Raw genomic sequence first — 15,444 nt, forward strand, 5'->3', positions numbered from 1 at the left:
TCTCGCGATCGTGCGCAGCTTCTCAGAGGGGATGTCGCTCCCGCGCAGAAGCGCATCAGCGACGTACCAAGCGTCCATGTAGGCGGGAGTAACGAATCTCGGGATGTCTGCAAATGGGCGGTAGCGGACATCTTCGCTGGAGGACTGCGGCGATTGTTGGCTTCGCTGCGACGACGCATGTGGAGCCAGGCTCGCGTTGACGGGCGGTAGCGCGAGGGTACCCTTTGCTCATGCTGAAGATCATATCGCCAATGCTCGCCCTCCTAGTGCAAACCGCGTGTTCTGACGGCTGCGCTAACGAAGTTTTGAGCCAGGCCGCAGCTCCAGACGGGCGGCACAAGGCGGTGCTGTTCCAACGTGATTGCGGAGCTACCACGAGTTTCTCCACTCAGGTCTCGGTTTTGAACGACGCGGAGGAGCTCTCGGGCAGCGGGAACACCCTTATCGCTGATGACGATCATGGCGTCGCGCGGGCGGGCGAATGGGGCGGCCCTTGGGCCGACATGAAGTGGGTTGGACCTCGCCAATTGCTCGTTCGATTCTCCGCTGGATCGAGGTTCTTCAAGCGAGAGAGCGAGGTCTCCGGTGTCCGGATCGCGTACGAACCCGATCGCAGGTGAAGGTCTAGTTCGGGGCGCTTCCGGCCGTCCACCGCGTGACCGAGCCCGCTGCTGTCGCAGCGGGTCCAGGGGCGCAAGAGCCGAGAGTCCACCGCCTTAGCGGGGGCAGCGCTGCGCTGCTTGGGGGGCTCCACGCTGCCCCCGCTGCCACGAGGCGGTGTCATTTCTATCTAGCGGAGAATGTGTCTTTTCTAACTGGCGGCAACAATGGATCGCGGAGCGGAACACGTCGGCAATCATTCCTAATGGATATTAGCAACCTCCTGCGCGCTATCGGCTGCGCAACCAGCATGAGGGCTGATATGGACGCCGCCGAGGTCTTCACCACGCTCGATCTCGAGCTCAAACCCGATCCCGCGCGAACGGTGGTTCGGCCGTTCAGCTTCGACTATCCGGAGGCGTTCGCCGCGGGCAAGCCGAGCCGGGCGGGCGCGGTGGCGGCGCGGCTGATGGCGCTGGGCGAACCGATGCGCGAGCGTATGCTCGGCCTGCTCCACGAGGCGATGCGGCCGCGTCACCGCAACGTAGACCAGGCTTTCCTGCGCCGCTTCGACGAGGTGCGCGAGGCGATCGGCATTGACGTCACCGCCGAGCGCGATCGGCTGCTGATCGGCGCCTATTTCAGCCAGGAATATGCGTTCGAGAGCGCGGCCCTGTTCAATCCCTCGATCGTGGCGGTGCCGGACCAGGATCCGGACGACGACCGCCTCTCCTTCCTTTTGTCGCTGCGCGGCGTCGGCGAGGGCCATATCTCCTCGGTGACGTTCCGCTCCGGCAGCTGGGACGGCGGCACCCGGCTCACCGTCGATCCGCCGAGCGCGCAGGGCGTGCCGCCGCGGATCGAGCGCGACGACGATGCCGGCTGGGTGCGGCTCCGCTCCGACGACAGCGAGGACATCTCCGAGACTGTGATCTTTCCGATCCTGCCGAGCCAGCGCAGCGGCGTGGAGGATCTGCGGCTGGTGCGCTTCACCGATCACGACGGCACGCAGAGCGTGATCGGCACCTACACCGCCTTCGACGGGAAAGTCGCGCGCGCCGAGCTGCTGCGCGGCATCGACCTGCGTACCTATGAGATGCGCCCGCTCACCGGCGCGATGGCGGGCTATAAGGGCATGGCGCTGTTCCCGCGTCGGATCGGCGATGACTTCGTGATGCTCGGGCGGCAGGACAACGAGAATATCTGGCTGCTCCGCTCCGACGACCTGCACCATTGGGAGCGTGGCGAGATCATCATGCGCCCGGAATATCCGTGGGAGTTCGTCCAGATCGGCAATTGCGGCTCACCGATCGAGCTCGACGAGGGCTGGCTGGTGTTCACCCACGGCGTCGGGCTCGTGCGCGGCTATTGCGTCGGCGCCTGCCTGCTCGACCGCGAGGATCCGAGCAGGGTGCTGGCGCGCACCCCCTCCCCGCTGCTCTTCCCCAGCGCCGAGCAGCGCGGCGGCTATGTCCCCAACGTCACCTATAGTTGCGGCGCGTTGCTGCACCGCCGCCGCATCCTGCTGCCCTATGCGATCGGTGACGAGCATACCGCTTTCGCCACCGGGAGCGTCGACGATCTGCTCAGCGTGATGCGCTAGGGTTCCCGGATCGGATTGCCACTTTTCCCCAGCCATGCTTGATAAGTAATTGTCACTTACCAAGGAATAAAGATGCGGTGGCGGAACGGGAGAGTCCTGCTGGCGGCGGCCACGCTGGTTATGGTGACGGTCGGTGGCGCCGCTGCGCAGGATCCGCTGCCCGAGCAAACGGCGCATTATGACCGGATCCCGCTGTGGCCGAACGGCGCGCCGGGCGTCGGGCGCCGCCGCGTCGAGCCCGAGGTCGCGCGCGACTATTGGGTGCGCAACATCCACGATCCGTCGCTGATCCCCTTCCCCGCGCCCGCCGCCAAGCGCAACGGTGCCGCGATCGTGATCCTGCCGGGCGGCGGCCACAAGTTACTCGTGTGGACGAACGAGGGCACCAGGGTGGCGACCGCGCTGAACCGCGCCGGCATCACCGCCTTCGTGCTAAAATACCGCCTCGCGAACGAGTCCGGCTCGACCTACACCGTCGAGGGAGACGCCGCCGACGACGCGCGTCGCTCGATCCGCTGGGTGCGCGCGCACGCCGCCGAATACGGGATCGACTCGGCGCGGGTCGGCGCGATGGGCTTCTCCGCGGGAGGTGAACTCGTCACGCAGGTCGCCGATCATCCCGAACCCGCGGGGCGGCCGCACACCGACGCGATCGACTCACTGTCCGCCCGACCCGACTTCCAGGTGCTCGTCTTCCCCGGTCCGCGCGGCGTACCGGCGCCGGCGATCGCGACCGCGCCGCCCGCCTTCCTCGTCGCCGGCAGCCGCGACGCGTGCTGCGCCGCGCCGACCGTCGCCTTGTACGAGCAGCTGCGCCGCGCGGGCATCTCGGCCGAGCTGCACATGTACGCCGACAGCGGCCACGCCTTCAATCTCGACGAGTCCGAGCGGCTCTCGGTCCTTCATTGGCCCGACCGGCTGTACGACTGGCTCGCCGACGGCGGCTGGCTGGCGCCGCGGCCCGCCGGGCGCTGAGCGGCGTTGCGTCGCACCGCGCGGTCGCTACGCTGGGCGCGAAGGGGAAATCACATGCGCTACCTGCTCGCCGCGACCGCGCTGTCGCTCGTCACCACGCCCGCGATCGCCGCGCCCGACTATGCGGCGGCGATCGACGCTGATTATGACAAGTCGCTCGGTGCGATGTGGGACGACTTCCACCGCAATCCCGAGCTGTCGTTCAAGGAGGTGCGCACCGCGGCGAGGATGGCGGCGGCGCTGCGCGCGGTCGCTGGCATGCAGGTGACCGAGAAGGTCGGCGGCACCGGCGTGGTCGGCGTGCTGCGCAACGGCGCGGGGCCGGTGGTGCTGGTCCGCGCCGACATGGACGGGCTACCCGTCGCGGAAAAATCGGGGCTGCCGAACGCGAGCACGGTGCGCCAGGTCGGCGTCGACGGGGTCGAAGCGCCGGTGATGCACGCATGCGGGCACGACACGCATATCGTCGGGCTGCTCGCCACCGCGCGACGCCTCGCCGCGCTCAAGGAGCGCTGGACGGGAACGGTGGTGTTCGTCGTCCAGCCCGCCGAGGAGCGCGTCGGCGGCGCGACGGCGATGCTGCGCGACGGGCTCTACACGCGCTTTCCCAAGCCGCAGTACGCACTGGCCTATCACTCCAACTCGGAGGGACTGGCGGGCACCGTCTCGGCGTCCGAGGACATCCAGTACAGCTCGTCCGACAGCGTCGACATCACCGTGCCGGGGATCGGTGCGCACGGCGCCAGTCCGCATACCGGCAAGGACCCGGTCTATATGGCGAGCCAGCTCGTCATCGCGCTGCAGGGGCTGATCAGCCGCGAGCGCCAGCCGCTGCGCCCCGGCGTGATCACCGTCGGCAGCTTCCACGCGGGGCTCAAGCACAACATCATCTCGGACGAGGCCAAGCTCCAGGTCACCGTCCGCGCCAACGACGAGGCGACGCGCAAGCAGCTGCTCACCGGGATCGAGCGGGTCGCGCACGGGATCGGCGAGCTCAACGGCATGCCCGCCGACAAGATGCCGGTGGTCAAGGTGATCGAGGGCACGCCGACGACGATCAACGACGCCGCGCTGGCGCGCCGGCTCAACGGCGTGATGGCGGCGACGCTCGGCGCCGACAAGGTTATCCCGTTCCAGCAGAAAGGCATGGGCGCGGAGGATTTCGCTGCCTTCGTCCAGCCCGAGCTCGGCGTGAAGGGCTATTATTTCGCGGTCGGTGGCACCCAGCAGGCGGCGTTCGACGCCGCTGCCAACGGCGGCCCACCCGTGCCCTCGCATCACTCGCCCCTGTTCAAGGTCGACCCGCGCGCCGTGGTGACCACCGGTGCCACCGCGATGACGGCCGCGGTGCTCGACCTGCTCAAGCCAGGTCAGGCGAGCGGGGCGTGAGGGGATCATAGGCTCCTGTCGAGGCAGGAGCCTTCGGGCGCTAGCCGCCACGCTTGTTGCTCTCGGCTCGTGCGCGCGCAGGAGCGCGATGTTCGGAAGACAGAGGAGAGGATGATGCGAGTGTCGTTGGCCGTGCTCGTCGCGGTCGCAGGCCTGGTGCCGAGCATGGCGGCGGCACAGGCGACGATGAACCACGTCGCGATCAACGTCACCGATCAGGCGCGCAGTGTCGCTTATTATGAGGAAGCGTTCGGGCTCAGCGAGATCCCAGCGCCGCTCGACGCGGCGCCGGGCGGCCCGCGCTGGTTGCGGCTGGGCAACGGGGTCGAGCTGCACATTCAGGCGATCAAGGTGCCCTTCACTCCGCCCCCGCGGATCATCCACTTCGCGCTGACGGTGAAGGACCTCGATCCCGTCCTCGCCTATCTCCGAAACACCGGCCGCACCTGGACCGACTATGCCGGCAAGGTGGGGGCGATCAAGCGCACGCGCACCGACGGCGTCCGCCAGATCTTCACGCAGGATCCCGACGGCTATTGGGTAGAGGTCAACGACGCCGCCGACCGCCCGCCGCGCTGACGCTGGCCCCGGACGCCATCCGCTGCTAGCCGCGTCGGCATGAGCGAGCAGCGAACGAGCGCCGAGATCGATCGGCTGGTGGCGATCATGGCAAAGCTGCGCGGCCCCGGCGGCTGCGAGTGGGACCGCGCGCAGACCTTCGCGTCGATCGCACCCTATACGATTGAGGAGGCCTATGAGGTCGCCGACGCGATCGCGCGCGGCGCGGTCGACGAACTGCGCGACGAACTTGGCGACCTGCTGCTCCAGGTGGTGTTCCACAGCCGTATCGCCGAGGAGGACGGTGCCTTCGCGCTGGCCGACGTGGCCGCCGCGATCAGTGACAAGATGGAGCGTCGCCACCCGCATATCTTCGGCGACCGGGCCGAGGGCGGCCATCACCTCTGGGAGGAGGTCAAGGCCGCCGAGCGCGCCGACAAGGGCGCGGCCGGGGCGCTCGACGGCGTCGCGGTGGCCCTGCCCGCGCTGATCCGCGCGGAGAAGTTGCAGAAGCGCGCCGCGCGCACCGGCTTCGACTGGCCCGACGCGAGCGGGTCGCGCGCCAAGGTCGACGAGGAATTGGCCGAGGTGGAGGCCGCGCGCGATCAGGCCGAGCGCGTCGAGGAGATCGGCGACCTGCTGTTCGCGTTGGTGAACTGGGCGCGACACCTGGGGGTCGACCCGGAGGAGGCGCTGCGCGCCGGCAACGCCAAGTTCGAGCGGCGTTTCCGCGCGATCGAGGCGGCGGGCGGCGCCGGTTTCGCGGCGCTGCCGCTGGAGGAGAAAGAGGCGCTGTGGCAGCAGGTCAAGGCGGGGAAGAAAGCCGACGCGGCGACTGACCCGGTCGATGGGTCAATCACTTCCGTTCGCCTCGCATAGGGATCGAGCGTATCGAGCGGGGCCGCGGGCGACGACCTCTCGATACGTCGGCTCGACAAGCTCGACGGCTAGTCGAGGCGAACGCAGAGAGGGTGGCGGCCTCCCATCGAGGTGACGTTAACGGCTCACGCCTGCCGCGACAGGAAACGCTCGTGCACCGCGGGCGCCATCCGCACGTCGTAGCGGACCCGGTCTCCCTCGACATGCTGGTCGAGCACCTCGCCGTTGGCGTGGAGCCACGCCGCGCCCGCCCCGTCCGCCGCGTCGAGCGCGACGGCGTAGCGCTGGTGGCCCCGCGTCAGCAGGTCGGCGACGTGGCGGATCAGATCGTCCACTCCCTCCCCCGTCAGCGCCGAGAGCGCCACCACGTCGTCGCGCCGCGCCGCCTCGTCGAGCAGCTCGGTGCGGGCCTCGCCGTGGAGCAGGTCGAGCTTGTTCCACGCCTCGATCCGCGGCGTCGTCTCGCTCACGCCGACGTCGGCGAGCACGCCCTCGACGTCGGCCTTCTGCGCCGCGGTGTCGGGGTGCGCCACGTCGCGGACGTGGATGAGGAGGTCGGCCGAGACCACCTCCTCCAGCGTTGCCTTGAAGGCCGCGACCAGCTGGGTCGGCAGCTCCGAGACGAAGCCCACCGTGTCCGACAGGATCGCCTTGTCGATGCCGGGCAGGGTGATCTGGCGCAGCGTCGGGTCGAGCGTGGCGAAGAGCAGGTCCTCGGCCATCACGTGTGCGCCAGTGAGCCGGTTGAACAGCGTCGACTTGCCCGCATTGGTGTAGCCGACCAGCGCGATCACCGGCCAAGGCGCGCGCTGGCGTCGCTCGCGGTGGAGTCCGCGCGTGCGGGTCACCTGCTCCAGCTCGCGCCGCAGCCGCGCCATGCGGTCGCGGATTAGCCGTCGGTCGGCCTCGATCTGGGTCTCGCCCGGGCCGCCGAGGAAGCCGAAGCCGCCGCGCTGGCGCTCGAGGTGGGTCCAGCTGCGCACCAGCCGGCCCGACTGATAGTCGAGGTGCGCGAGTTCGACCTGGAGCCGACCCTCGGCGGTGGCGGCGCGCTCGCCGAAGATCTCGAGGATCAACCCGGTTCGATCGATCACCTTGGTCTCGAGCGCGGTCTCGAGGTTGCGCTGCTGGATCGGGGTGAGACTGCCGTCGACGACGACCAGCCCGGCCTCCTCCATCCGCGCGCGCGCGGCGAGCTCCTCGATCTGGCCGGCGCCCATCAGCGTCGCGGCGCGCGGGGTGCGGATGCGCAGCGCGACGCGGTCGGTGACGACGACGCCGATCGCCTCGGCGAGGCCGGCCGTCTCCTCCAACCGTGCCTCGGCGTCACGCGACGAGCCGCCGAGGTCGGGATAGACCACGATCGCGCGCGCGCCGCGGGAGAATTCGTCCCGGTCGCGCTCGAAGCCGGTGCTCATGCGCCCACCCTCACTCGTCCTCGCCCCCGGCCTGCTCCTCGGCCAGGTTGAGCGGGCGGGAGGGCTGGATCGTCGAGACCGCGTGCTTGTAGACCAGCTGCGACATGCCGTCGCGCTGCAGCAGCATGCAGAACAGGTCGAAACCGGCGATCGCACCCTGCAGCATCACGCCGTTGACGAGGAACATCGTCACCGGATCCTCCGACTTGCGCACCGCGGAGAGGAAGATGTCCTGCAGCAGCTGCTTCTTGCTGCCCTCACCGAGCTGGCCGACGATGCCGGCGACATCGATCGGGCCGGCGGGCATGATGGTCGAGATGGCGTGCTTGTAGATCAGCTGCGACTGGCCGTCGCGCCGCAGCAGCACCGAGAAATTGTCGAACCAGGTGACGATGCCCTGGAGCTTGACTCCCTTGACGAGGAACATCGTGACAGGGGTCTTGGACTTGCGCAGCGCGTTGAGGAAAAGGTCCTGGAGCGAGGTCTGCTTGTCGGCCATGAGAAGGTCCTTGTTCTTGGCGGGAGGTTCCCCGCAGGGTGCGCCGTTGTCGGCGTCGGGTGGGTCGCGCTGTAAGCGGAAGGGTTAAGTTAGGGTCTCAGTGTGGGCGCGTCTAGGTGGGGGGCGACGGTGGTTGCGGCGGAGCGCGAGACCTCCCCGTACGGCTCGAGCAGGCGTCGAGCGAGGCCGAGAAGCCGCCCGTCGAGAGGTTGGCGCTCATGGCACCTCCCCCACCGCCTCGACAAGCTCGACGGCTGCTCGAGCGGAACGATTGAGAGCGATTACTCCTCCCGCGTCTCGGTGATCCCCAGCAGCTTGAGCTTGCGGTGCAGCGCCGAGCGCTCCATCCCGATGAAGCTCGCGGTGCGCGAGATATTGCCCGAGAAACGCCGGATCTGAACGCGCAGATATTCACGCTCGAAGGTCTCGCGCGCCTCGCGCAAAGGCGCGCCCATGATCGCGGTCGCGCCCGGGCCGGCGTCGTGGCCGCCGAGCACCTCGGCGGGGAGGAGATCCAGGTCGATGCGCCCGATGCGGTCGCCGGGGGCGAGGATGATGGTCCGCTCCACCACGTTGCGCAGCTCGCGCACGTTGCCCGGCCAGTCGTAGGACTGAAGCGCGACCAGCGCGTCGGTCGCGATCTCAGGCACGGGCACGCGGCGCTCGGCGGCGTAGTGCGCGACGAAATGCTCGACGAGCGCCGGGATGTCCTCCCGCCGCTCCGCCAGTGGCGGGATCGTCACCGGCACCACGTTGAGGCGGTAGAAAAGGTCCTCGCGGAAGCGGCCGTCTGCGATCTCGAGCGAGAGGTCGCGCGCGGTGGCGGAGACGACGCGCACGTCGACCTTGACCACGCGCGTGCCGCCGACGCGGGTGAAGCTCTGGTCGGTCAGCACGCGCAGGATACGCGCCTGCGTCGCCTGCGGCATGTCGGCGATCTCGTCGAGAAACAGCGTCCCGCCGTGGGCCTGCTCGAGCAGGCCGGTGCGGACGAGGTCTCCGCCCTCCTCCACCCCGAACAATTCCTCCTCGACCCGGTCGGGGCTCATGCCCGCGGTGCTGACGATGACGAAATTGGCGTGGGCGCGCTGGCTCCAGCCATGGAGCAGCCGCGCCGCCACCTCCTTGCCGACACCGGCGGGACCGACGATGAGCACGCGGCTGCCCGTGCCGGCGACTCGCTTGAGCGTCGCGCGCACCGCGTTGACCGCGGTGGAGCTGCCGGTGAGGTCGGTGCCGCGGCCGGACGCGGCGCGTAGGCTCGCCACCTCGGCGCGCAGCCGCTCGGTCTCGGTCGCGCGCTCGACCATCAGCAGCAGGCGCTCGGCCTGGAACGGCTTCTCGATGAAGTCGGCGGCGCCCTTGCGGATCGCCGCGACGGCGGTGTCGAGCGTGCCATGGCCCGAGATCACCAACACCGGGATCGAGGGATCGCGGCGCTTGATCTCCTCGAGCAGGTCGAGCCCGTCGAGGCGTGAGCCTTGCAGCCACACGTCGAGTAGCACCAGGCTGGGGCGACGCGTCGCGATCGCCTCCAGCGCGGCGTCGCTGTCGCCCGCCATGCGGGTCTCATAGCCCTCGTCCTCGAGCACGCCGGCCACGAGTTCGCGGATGTCGAGTTCGTCGTCCACGACGAGGATGTCGATCGCCATAGCTGTCTAGATCCGATTTCTTGTCAATGCGGCGATCGTGCGATCGTCGTCGGTGGAGCCTGCGCCGGGCGGAGAGGAGTCCTCGGCGGCGAGCGGGGCGAGCAGCGACGCGTCGAACGACAGCGTCACCACGGTGCCGCCGCCGGCGCGGTCGGCGAAGGTCATCGTGCCGAAATGCTCCTCCACGATCTTCTTGACGATCGCGAGGCCCAGGCCTGTACCGCGCGCGCGTGTCGTCATATAGGGCTCGACGATGCGGTCGCGCTCAAGCGGGAGGCCGACGCCGGTGTCGGCCACCTCGATCACGACGCGGCCCTCCCCCTCGCGCAACACCATCGTCACCGCGCCCTCGCTGACATCGGCGGCCTCGACCGCCTCGACCGCGTTCTTGACGATGTTGGTGAGCGCCTGGCCGAGCTGACGCCGGTCGCACACCAGCGTCGGCGCGGGCTCGTCATGCTCGAGCAGGAAACGGATCCCGGGGTGCGCGACCTCGTGCAGGAACATCGTCTGGCGTGCGATGTCGACCAGCGCTTCCTCGCGGAACACGGGCTTGGGCATGCGCGCGAACGAGGAGAATTCGTCGACCATGCGGCGCAGGTCGCCGACCTGGCGGACGATCGTGTCGGTCAGCCGCGCGAAGGTGGTGTCACCCGCCTCGATCTTGCTGCCGTAGCGGCGCTGCAACCGCTCGGCGGCGAGCTGGATCGGGGTGAGCGGGTTCTTGATCTCGTGCGCGATGCGACGTGCGACGTCGGCCCAGGCGGCGCGGCGCTGGTCGGTCAGCTGCTGGGTGATGTCGTCGAAGGTGATGATCGGCCCGGTACCGTCGCGCGCGATCCGCGCCGCGAAGGTGCGCATCTCGCCCAGGACATTGTGCTGGACGTTGGCCTCGCGCGCGCCCTGGTCAAGCATCGCGTCGAGCTCGGGCGCGACCGCGCGCAGCACGCGGCCGACCGGCGGCGCGTCGAGCCCCAGCAATGTCTGCGCCGAGCTGTTGACCAGCCGGATCGTTCGATCCTGCGAGTCGATCGAGATGACCCCGGCCGAGACGCCCGACATCACCGCCTCGATCAGCGCGCGGCGGTTCTCCAGCTGGGTGTTGGCGGTGACCAGCGCGGTGTTCTGGGTCTCCAGCCGCGCGGTCATGCTGTTGAAGGCGGTGGCGAGAGTGCCGACCTCGTCGCGCGCGGGCGTCTCGGGCACGCGCGCGGAAAGGTCGCCCTCCCCTACCCGGCGCGCCGCGTCGACCAGCGCGCCGACCGGGCGCACGAGACGGTCGGCAACCGCCAGCGCGATCCACACCGCGACGCCGACGATCAGCAGCGAGACGATCAGCAGCGCGGCGTTGAATTGGAGCTGGAGCGACCGCGCGCGCGCGATGAGCTGGCGATAGTCGTTGAGCACCGCCGCGCCGCGGTTGAGCTGGTTGGCGAGCTGCGGGTCGAACACGCGCGCCGAGTAAAGATAGGTGTGCGGCTGATAGTCGAGCCTGGTCAGCACGCCGACGCGGTCGCCCGAGCGCACCACCACCGATGCCGCGCCGCCCTCGATCTGGTCGACCATCGGCGCGGTGACGACACGCTCGAGCTGCCGGTCGTAGGGATTGACCAAGGCGCGCGTGCGCAGCTCGCCATCCTGCCCGCGCTGGACGATCAGCGCCTCGGACAGGTTGCGGAGGTAGAGCTGATAGGCGAGGCCCGCGGCGAAGCGCTTGCTCTCGATCGGGTCGGCGCGAAGATAATCGGCGAGGTCGCCCGCCATGGTCATCGTCTCGCGGCCGACGCGGTCCGACTCGTTGCGGTAGCTCTCCTGCGCCACCGAGGCGGCGTTCTCGAACATGCCGCGCGCACGATCCGAGTACCAGAATTGGACACCGTACTGGAACAGCAGCGAGGCGAAGATCGTCACCAGCAGCGCGGGCACCGCCGCGACAAGCGAGAAGAGCAGCACCAGCCGGACATGGAGCCGCCCCTCCCCGCCCACCGGCGAGCGTGCGGCGCGGTTGAGCGCGATCCGGCGCCCGAGCAGAATCATGAGGGCGATACCGGCGACGAGGTTGGCGACGAGCAGCAGCGCGACCACCGGCGGCTCGATCAGCGCGGCCGTACCGCCCTCGCCGCGCACCGAGAAATAGCTGCCCACGCCGATCGCGATCGCCACCGCCAGCACCGCTAGCTCCAGCGCCGGCGTCACCGTCGGCCGCCGGTGGGCGGGCGACGTGGTGGGAGAGGAGGGAGTGACTCCCGCGATCATCGCTCCTCCGCTACAACATCGGTGTTGCACAGAGAACACATATTTCGGGCGTTTATGGTTCGTCCGATCCCGCCGTCCGCGCGCCTGGGCTGATCCCGAGCGCGTCGAGCCGCTTGCGCAGCGTGTTGCGGTTGAGCCCGATCGCGCGCGCGGCACGCAGCTGGTTGCCGCCGTGCCGTGCCAGCATCGCCGCGATGAGCGGCCGCTCCACCGCGCCGATCACGCGATCGTAGAGCGAGCCGTCGTCGAGCGCGCGTGGAGCCTCGCGCGCGAGCCGGTCGATCATCGCGCGCACAGCCGCCTCGATGCCGGGATCGGGCAGCGGCTCGGCCGAGCTGGGTGCGGCGCCGATCGTCTCCACCACCTCGGCCGCGCCGATCCGGTCGTCGCGGGAGAGCGCGGCGAGGCGGCGCATGAGGTTTTCCAGCTCGCGGACATTGCCGGGCCAGTCGTGCGCCTCGAGGGCGGCGATCGCCTCGGCGGCGAGCGTCTTGCGCGGCAGTCCCGCCTCGGCGGCGCGGTCGAGGAAGTGGCGCGCGAGCTCGGCGATGTCGCCGCGCCGCTCGCGCAGCGCGGGCAACGCGATCGGCACGACGTTGAGCCGATAGTAGAGGTCCTCGCGGAACTGCCCGCCCGCGACTGCCTGCTGCAGGTCCCGGTTGGTCGCGGCGACGATGCGGACGTCGGCGCGGATCGTGCGCGCGCCGCCCACCGTGGTGAACTCGCCCGACTGGAGCACGCGGAGCAGCCGCGTCTGCGCCTCGATCGGCATGTCGCCGATCTCGTCGAGGAAGAGCGTGCCACCGGCCGCCTGTTCGAACCGGCCGGCGCTACGCTGTGCCGCACCCGTGAACGCGCCGCGCTCGTGCCCGAACAACTCGGCCTCGATCAGCTCGCGTGGGATCGCCGCCATGTTGATGGGCACGAACGGGGCGGCACGGCGCGCGCCGAGGTCGTGGATCGCCCGCGCGACCAGCTCCTTGCCCGTGCCCGACTCACCCGAGACCAGCACGGTGAGGTCGTTCGAGATCACCCGCGCGATCACGCGATACACGTCCTGCATCGCGGGCGAGCGGCCGATCAGCGGCAGCGCCTCCTCCTCGACCGCGCGCTCCTCCGCCGCGGTGCCGCCACGCTTGAGCGCCGCCGCGACCGTGCGGGTCAGCGTGTCGAGGTCGAACGGCTTGGGGATATAGTCGTAGGCGCCCGCCTCGGTGGCGCGCACCGCGGTGGTCAGCGTGTTGCGCGCGGAGAGCACGATCACGGGCAGGTCGGGGCGCTCGGTGGCGAGCCGCCCGGCATGGTCGATGCCGTCGCCGTCCGGGAGCACGACGTCCGTCACCAGCACGTCGGGGGGATGGGTGCGCAGCTCACGCGCCATGTCGGCGAGGCTCGCGGCGGTGCGCACCGCGTGACCGGCGCGGCGCAGCGCGTGCGCCACCACGGTGCGGACCGCATCGTCGTCGTCGACGATCAGGACCTTGCCGCCGGTCACGCGGCGCGCGGCAGCAGCAGGCGGAAGACGGTGTGGTGCGGCTGGCCCTCGCGCGCGTACTGGACGATGCCGCCCATGTCGCGCACCAGCTTGTCGACCAGCGCCAGCCCCAGCCCCTTGCCCTCGGGCCGCCCCGAGACGAACGGGTCGAAGAGGTGGTCGGCGATATCGTCGGGCGCGCCGGGACCGGTGTCGATCACGCACAGCTCGATCGGCAGCGCGATCCGCTCGCGTCCCTTGCCGGTCGCCACGGTGATGCCGTGACGATAGGCGGTGGTGAGCGTGATCCGCCGCTCGCCGCGCCCCCCCAGCGCCGCCGCGGCATTCTTGAGCAGGTTGAGCACGACCTGGAGCAGCGCGTCGCGGTTGCCGAGCACCGGCGGCAGCGACGGATCGTAGCGCTCCTCGATCGGGATGTCGCGCGCGAACCCGGCTAGCGCCACGCCGCGCGCGTGCGCCAGCAGCGGGTAGATGTTGAGCGGCGCCACCTCGCGCGGGCGGGTGTCGGTGAAATCCTCCATATGGTCGATCAGCGCGGCGATACGGTCGACCTCGGTGATGACCAGCCCGGTGAGCTCGTCGGGCGCGGCGCCGTCGGCGATCAGCTGCGCCGCGCCGCGGATGCTCGACAGCGGGTTCTTGATCTCATGCGCCAGCATCGCCGCCGCCCCGACCGCGGCGCGCGCCGCCGCGGCGCGATCGCCCGAGACCCCGAGGCGCCGCGACGCCGCGGCATGGTGGAGCGTGATCGTGCGCCAGCCGGGCTGGTCGACCACCGCGGCCTCGATCAGGTCGACCCGGACGCGGGCGCCGCCGCGCGTCTCGACCTCGACGTCGAAGGCCGCGAAGGCGTGACCGGCACGGCGGGTCTCCGCGTCGGCCACGCCGAGCAGCTCGGCCACGGTCTGGCCGCGGATCGCTCGCTCGGACAGGTTGAGCAGCGTCTCGGCCTCGGCGTTGGCGCGCTCGACGCAGTCCTCGGGGTCGACCACCAGCACCGCGACCGGCAGCGCGGCGAGCAGCTCGGCCTCGCTCGGCCCGCGCTGCGCCGATCTCACGCGGCGTCCCGCATCCGGTGCGGCGCGTAGAAGTCGGCGAGCATCGCCTTGACCCGCGTCGGGTCGGGCTCCTGGTTCACGGCGTTGCGGAACTCGGCCGAACCGTGGATCCCCTTGGTGTACCAGCCGATGTGCTTGCGCGCCATGTTGACGCCGGTAACGATGCCATAGTGGCTGAGCATCATCTCGTAATGCTCTGAGATCACGTCATATTGCTCCTCGAGCGTCGGGTCGGGCCGGCGCTCGCCGGTGGCGAACCAATGCATCAACTGACCGAGTAGCCACGGTCGACCGTACGCACCGCGGCCGATCATCACCCCGTCCGCGCCGGACTGCGCCAGCGCGGTCTCGGCGTCGTCGATCGTGCAGATGTCGCCGTTGACGATCACCGGGATCGAGACGGCGTCCTTGACCGAGCGGACGAAGCCCCAGTCCGCGCTGCCCTTGTACATCTGGTTTCGGGTGCGGCCGTGGACCGTGACCATGCGCACGCCGAGATCCTCCGCGATCCGGGCCAGCTCGGGCGCGTTGAGGCTGTCGTGGCACCAGCCCATCCGCATCTTGAGCGTCACCGGCGCGTCCACCGCGCGCACCACTTCCTTCACGATCGCCGCGGCGAGCCCGAGGTCGCGCATCAGTGCCGATCCCGCGTCGCCGTTGGTCACCTTGCGGACCGGGCAGCCCATGTTGATGTCGATGATCGCGGCGCCCTTGTCGCGCGCCAGCCGAGCCGCCTCTCCCATCTCGTGCGGGGTGCAGCCGACCAGTTGCATCGACACCGGCTCTTCAGAGACGTGCCACATCGCCTTCTGCAGCGACTGTCGCGTCTCGCGGATCGCCGCCTGGCTCGCGATCATCTCGGTGACGTTGAGCCCGGAGCCGTAGCGGCGCACCAAGGTACGAAACGGCTGGTCGGAGACGCCGGTCATCGGCGCGAGAACGACCGGCTGGTCGACGCTCACCTCGCCGATGCGGATCGGCGTGAGACGGCTAGGTAGAGGCTGGTTCATCGCTGCTGCTCGAAAAATAGGCAGGTAGTCGACGCGCGCCGCTCTGGCAAGC

11 protein-coding genes and 1 pseudogene are annotated in these 15,444 nt (G+C 69.8%); 5 read left to right on the plus strand and 7 right to left on the minus strand.

All coding sequences use genetic code 11. The features are described from left to right. The first annotated feature begins 922 nt into the window (after positions 1-922). From K7957_RS03020 to mazG, 5 genes are all read left to right on the plus strand, one after another. A complete protein-coding gene (locus K7957_RS03020; RefSeq protein ID WP_223010479.1) occupies positions 923-2,203 on the plus strand; it encodes a glycoside hydrolase family 130 protein in 1,281 nt (426 codons plus the stop codon). A gap of 72 nt (positions 2,204-2,275) precedes the next feature. Next, positions 2,276-3,178: an alpha/beta hydrolase gene (locus K7957_RS03025; protein WP_223010480.1), complete on the plus strand. Its 903-nt coding sequence runs from the start codon at positions 2,276-2,278 to the stop codon at positions 3,176-3,178. A 54-nt stretch (positions 3,179-3,232) separates the two neighbouring features. Next, positions 3,233-4,567 carry an amidohydrolase gene (locus K7957_RS03030; protein ID WP_223010481.1) on the plus strand — a complete coding sequence of 445 codons (1,335 nt, stop codon included), beginning with the start codon at positions 3,233-3,235 and terminating at the stop codon, positions 4,565-4,567. Between the two features lie 114 nt (positions 4,568-4,681). After that, complete coding sequence (locus K7957_RS03035) at positions 4,682-5,146, plus strand: VOC family protein (protein ID WP_223010482.1); 465 nt, start codon at positions 4,682-4,684, stop codon at positions 5,144-5,146. Between the two features lie 39 nt (positions 5,147-5,185). Then, a complete protein-coding gene (gene mazG / locus K7957_RS03040; RefSeq protein WP_223010483.1) occupies positions 5,186-6,004 on the plus strand; it encodes a nucleoside triphosphate pyrophosphohydrolase in 819 nt (272 codons plus the stop codon). A 125-nt stretch (positions 6,005-6,129) separates the two neighbouring features. On the opposite strand, the gene hflX is transcribed toward mazG, so the two are convergent. From hflX to dusB, 7 genes and pseudogenes are all read right to left on the minus strand, one after another. Next, the gene (gene hflX / locus K7957_RS03045) at positions 6,130-7,422 is read right to left on the minus strand and encodes a GTPase HflX (RefSeq protein WP_223010484.1); all 1,293 of its coding nucleotides are present in this window, start codon (positions 7,420-7,422) and stop codon (positions 6,130-6,132) included. 10 nt (positions 7,423-7,432) lie between these two features. Beyond that, a pseudogene (hfq, locus tag K7957_RS03050) lies at positions 7,433-7,933 on the minus strand (RNA chaperone Hfq); the annotation flags it as partial. Between the two features lie 269 nt (positions 7,934-8,202). Then, positions 8,203-9,573, minus strand: coding sequence for a nitrogen assimilation response regulator NtrX (gene ntrX / locus K7957_RS03055; protein WP_223010486.1), 1,371 nt, complete (start codon positions 9,571-9,573; stop codon positions 8,203-8,205). A gap of 6 nt (positions 9,574-9,579) precedes the next feature. Beyond that, entirely contained in the window at positions 9,580-11,829 is a 2,250-nt protein-coding gene (locus K7957_RS03060; RefSeq protein WP_223010487.1) for a sensor histidine kinase, read from the minus strand. Between the two features lie 52 nt (positions 11,830-11,881). Then, positions 11,882-13,324: a nitrogen regulation protein NR(I) gene (gene ntrC / locus K7957_RS03065; RefSeq protein WP_223010488.1), complete on the minus strand. Its 1,443-nt coding sequence runs from the start codon at positions 13,322-13,324 to the stop codon at positions 11,882-11,884. Further along, positions 13,321-14,382 (minus strand): two-component system sensor histidine kinase NtrB, encoded by a 1,062-nt coding sequence (locus K7957_RS03070; RefSeq protein WP_343228282.1) that lies wholly within the window; start codon positions 14,380-14,382, stop codon positions 13,321-13,323. Before K7957_RS03070 ends, ntrC begins: the two co-directional genes overlap by 4 nt. After that, the gene (gene dusB / locus K7957_RS03075; protein ID WP_223010489.1) at positions 14,379-15,392 is read right to left on the minus strand and encodes a tRNA dihydrouridine synthase DusB; all 1,014 of its coding nucleotides are present in this window, start codon (positions 15,390-15,392) and stop codon (positions 14,379-14,381) included. The genes K7957_RS03070 and dusB overlap by 4 nt, the downstream gene beginning before the upstream one ends. Positions 15,393-15,444 lie beyond the last annotated feature (52 nt).

The sequence above is a fragment of the Sphingomonas yunnanensis genome (assembly GCF_019898765.1).
In the GTDB taxonomy this organism is placed as follows: Bacteria; Pseudomonadota; Alphaproteobacteria; order Sphingomonadales; family Sphingomonadaceae; genus Sphingomonas; species Sphingomonas yunnanensis.

Bases quoted from the DNA above. Each gene is read 5' to 3' on its own strand.
- K7957_RS03020 (WP_223010479.1), top strand. From the start codon at position 923: ATGGACGCCGCCGAGGTCTTCACCACGCTCGATCTCGAGCTCAAACCC.
- K7957_RS03025 (WP_223010480.1), top strand. From the start codon at position 2,276: ATGCGGTGGCGGAACGGGAGAGTCCTGCTGGCGGCGGCCACGCTGGTT.
- K7957_RS03030 (WP_223010481.1), top strand. From the start codon at position 3,233: ATGCGCTACCTGCTCGCCGCGACCGCGCTGTCGCTCGTCACCACGCCC.
- K7957_RS03035 (WP_223010482.1), top strand. From the start codon at position 4,682: ATGCGAGTGTCGTTGGCCGTGCTCGTCGCGGTCGCAGGCCTGGTGCCG.
- mazG (WP_223010483.1), top strand. From the start codon at position 5,186: ATGAGCGAGCAGCGAACGAGCGCCGAGATCGATCGGCTGGTGGCGATC.
- hflX (WP_223010484.1), bottom strand. From the start codon at position 7,422: ATGAGCACCGGCTTCGAGCGCGACCGGGACGAATTCTCCCGCGGCGCG.
- ntrX (WP_223010486.1), bottom strand. From the start codon at position 9,573: ATGGCGATCGACATCCTCGTCGTGGACGACGAACTCGACATCCGCGAA.
- K7957_RS03060 (WP_223010487.1), bottom strand. From the start codon at position 11,829: ATGATCGCGGGAGTCACTCCCTCCTCTCCCACCACGTCGCCCGCCCAC.
- dusB (WP_223010489.1), bottom strand. From the start codon at position 15,392: ATGAACCAGCCTCTACCTAGCCGTCTCACGCCGATCCGCATCGGCGAG.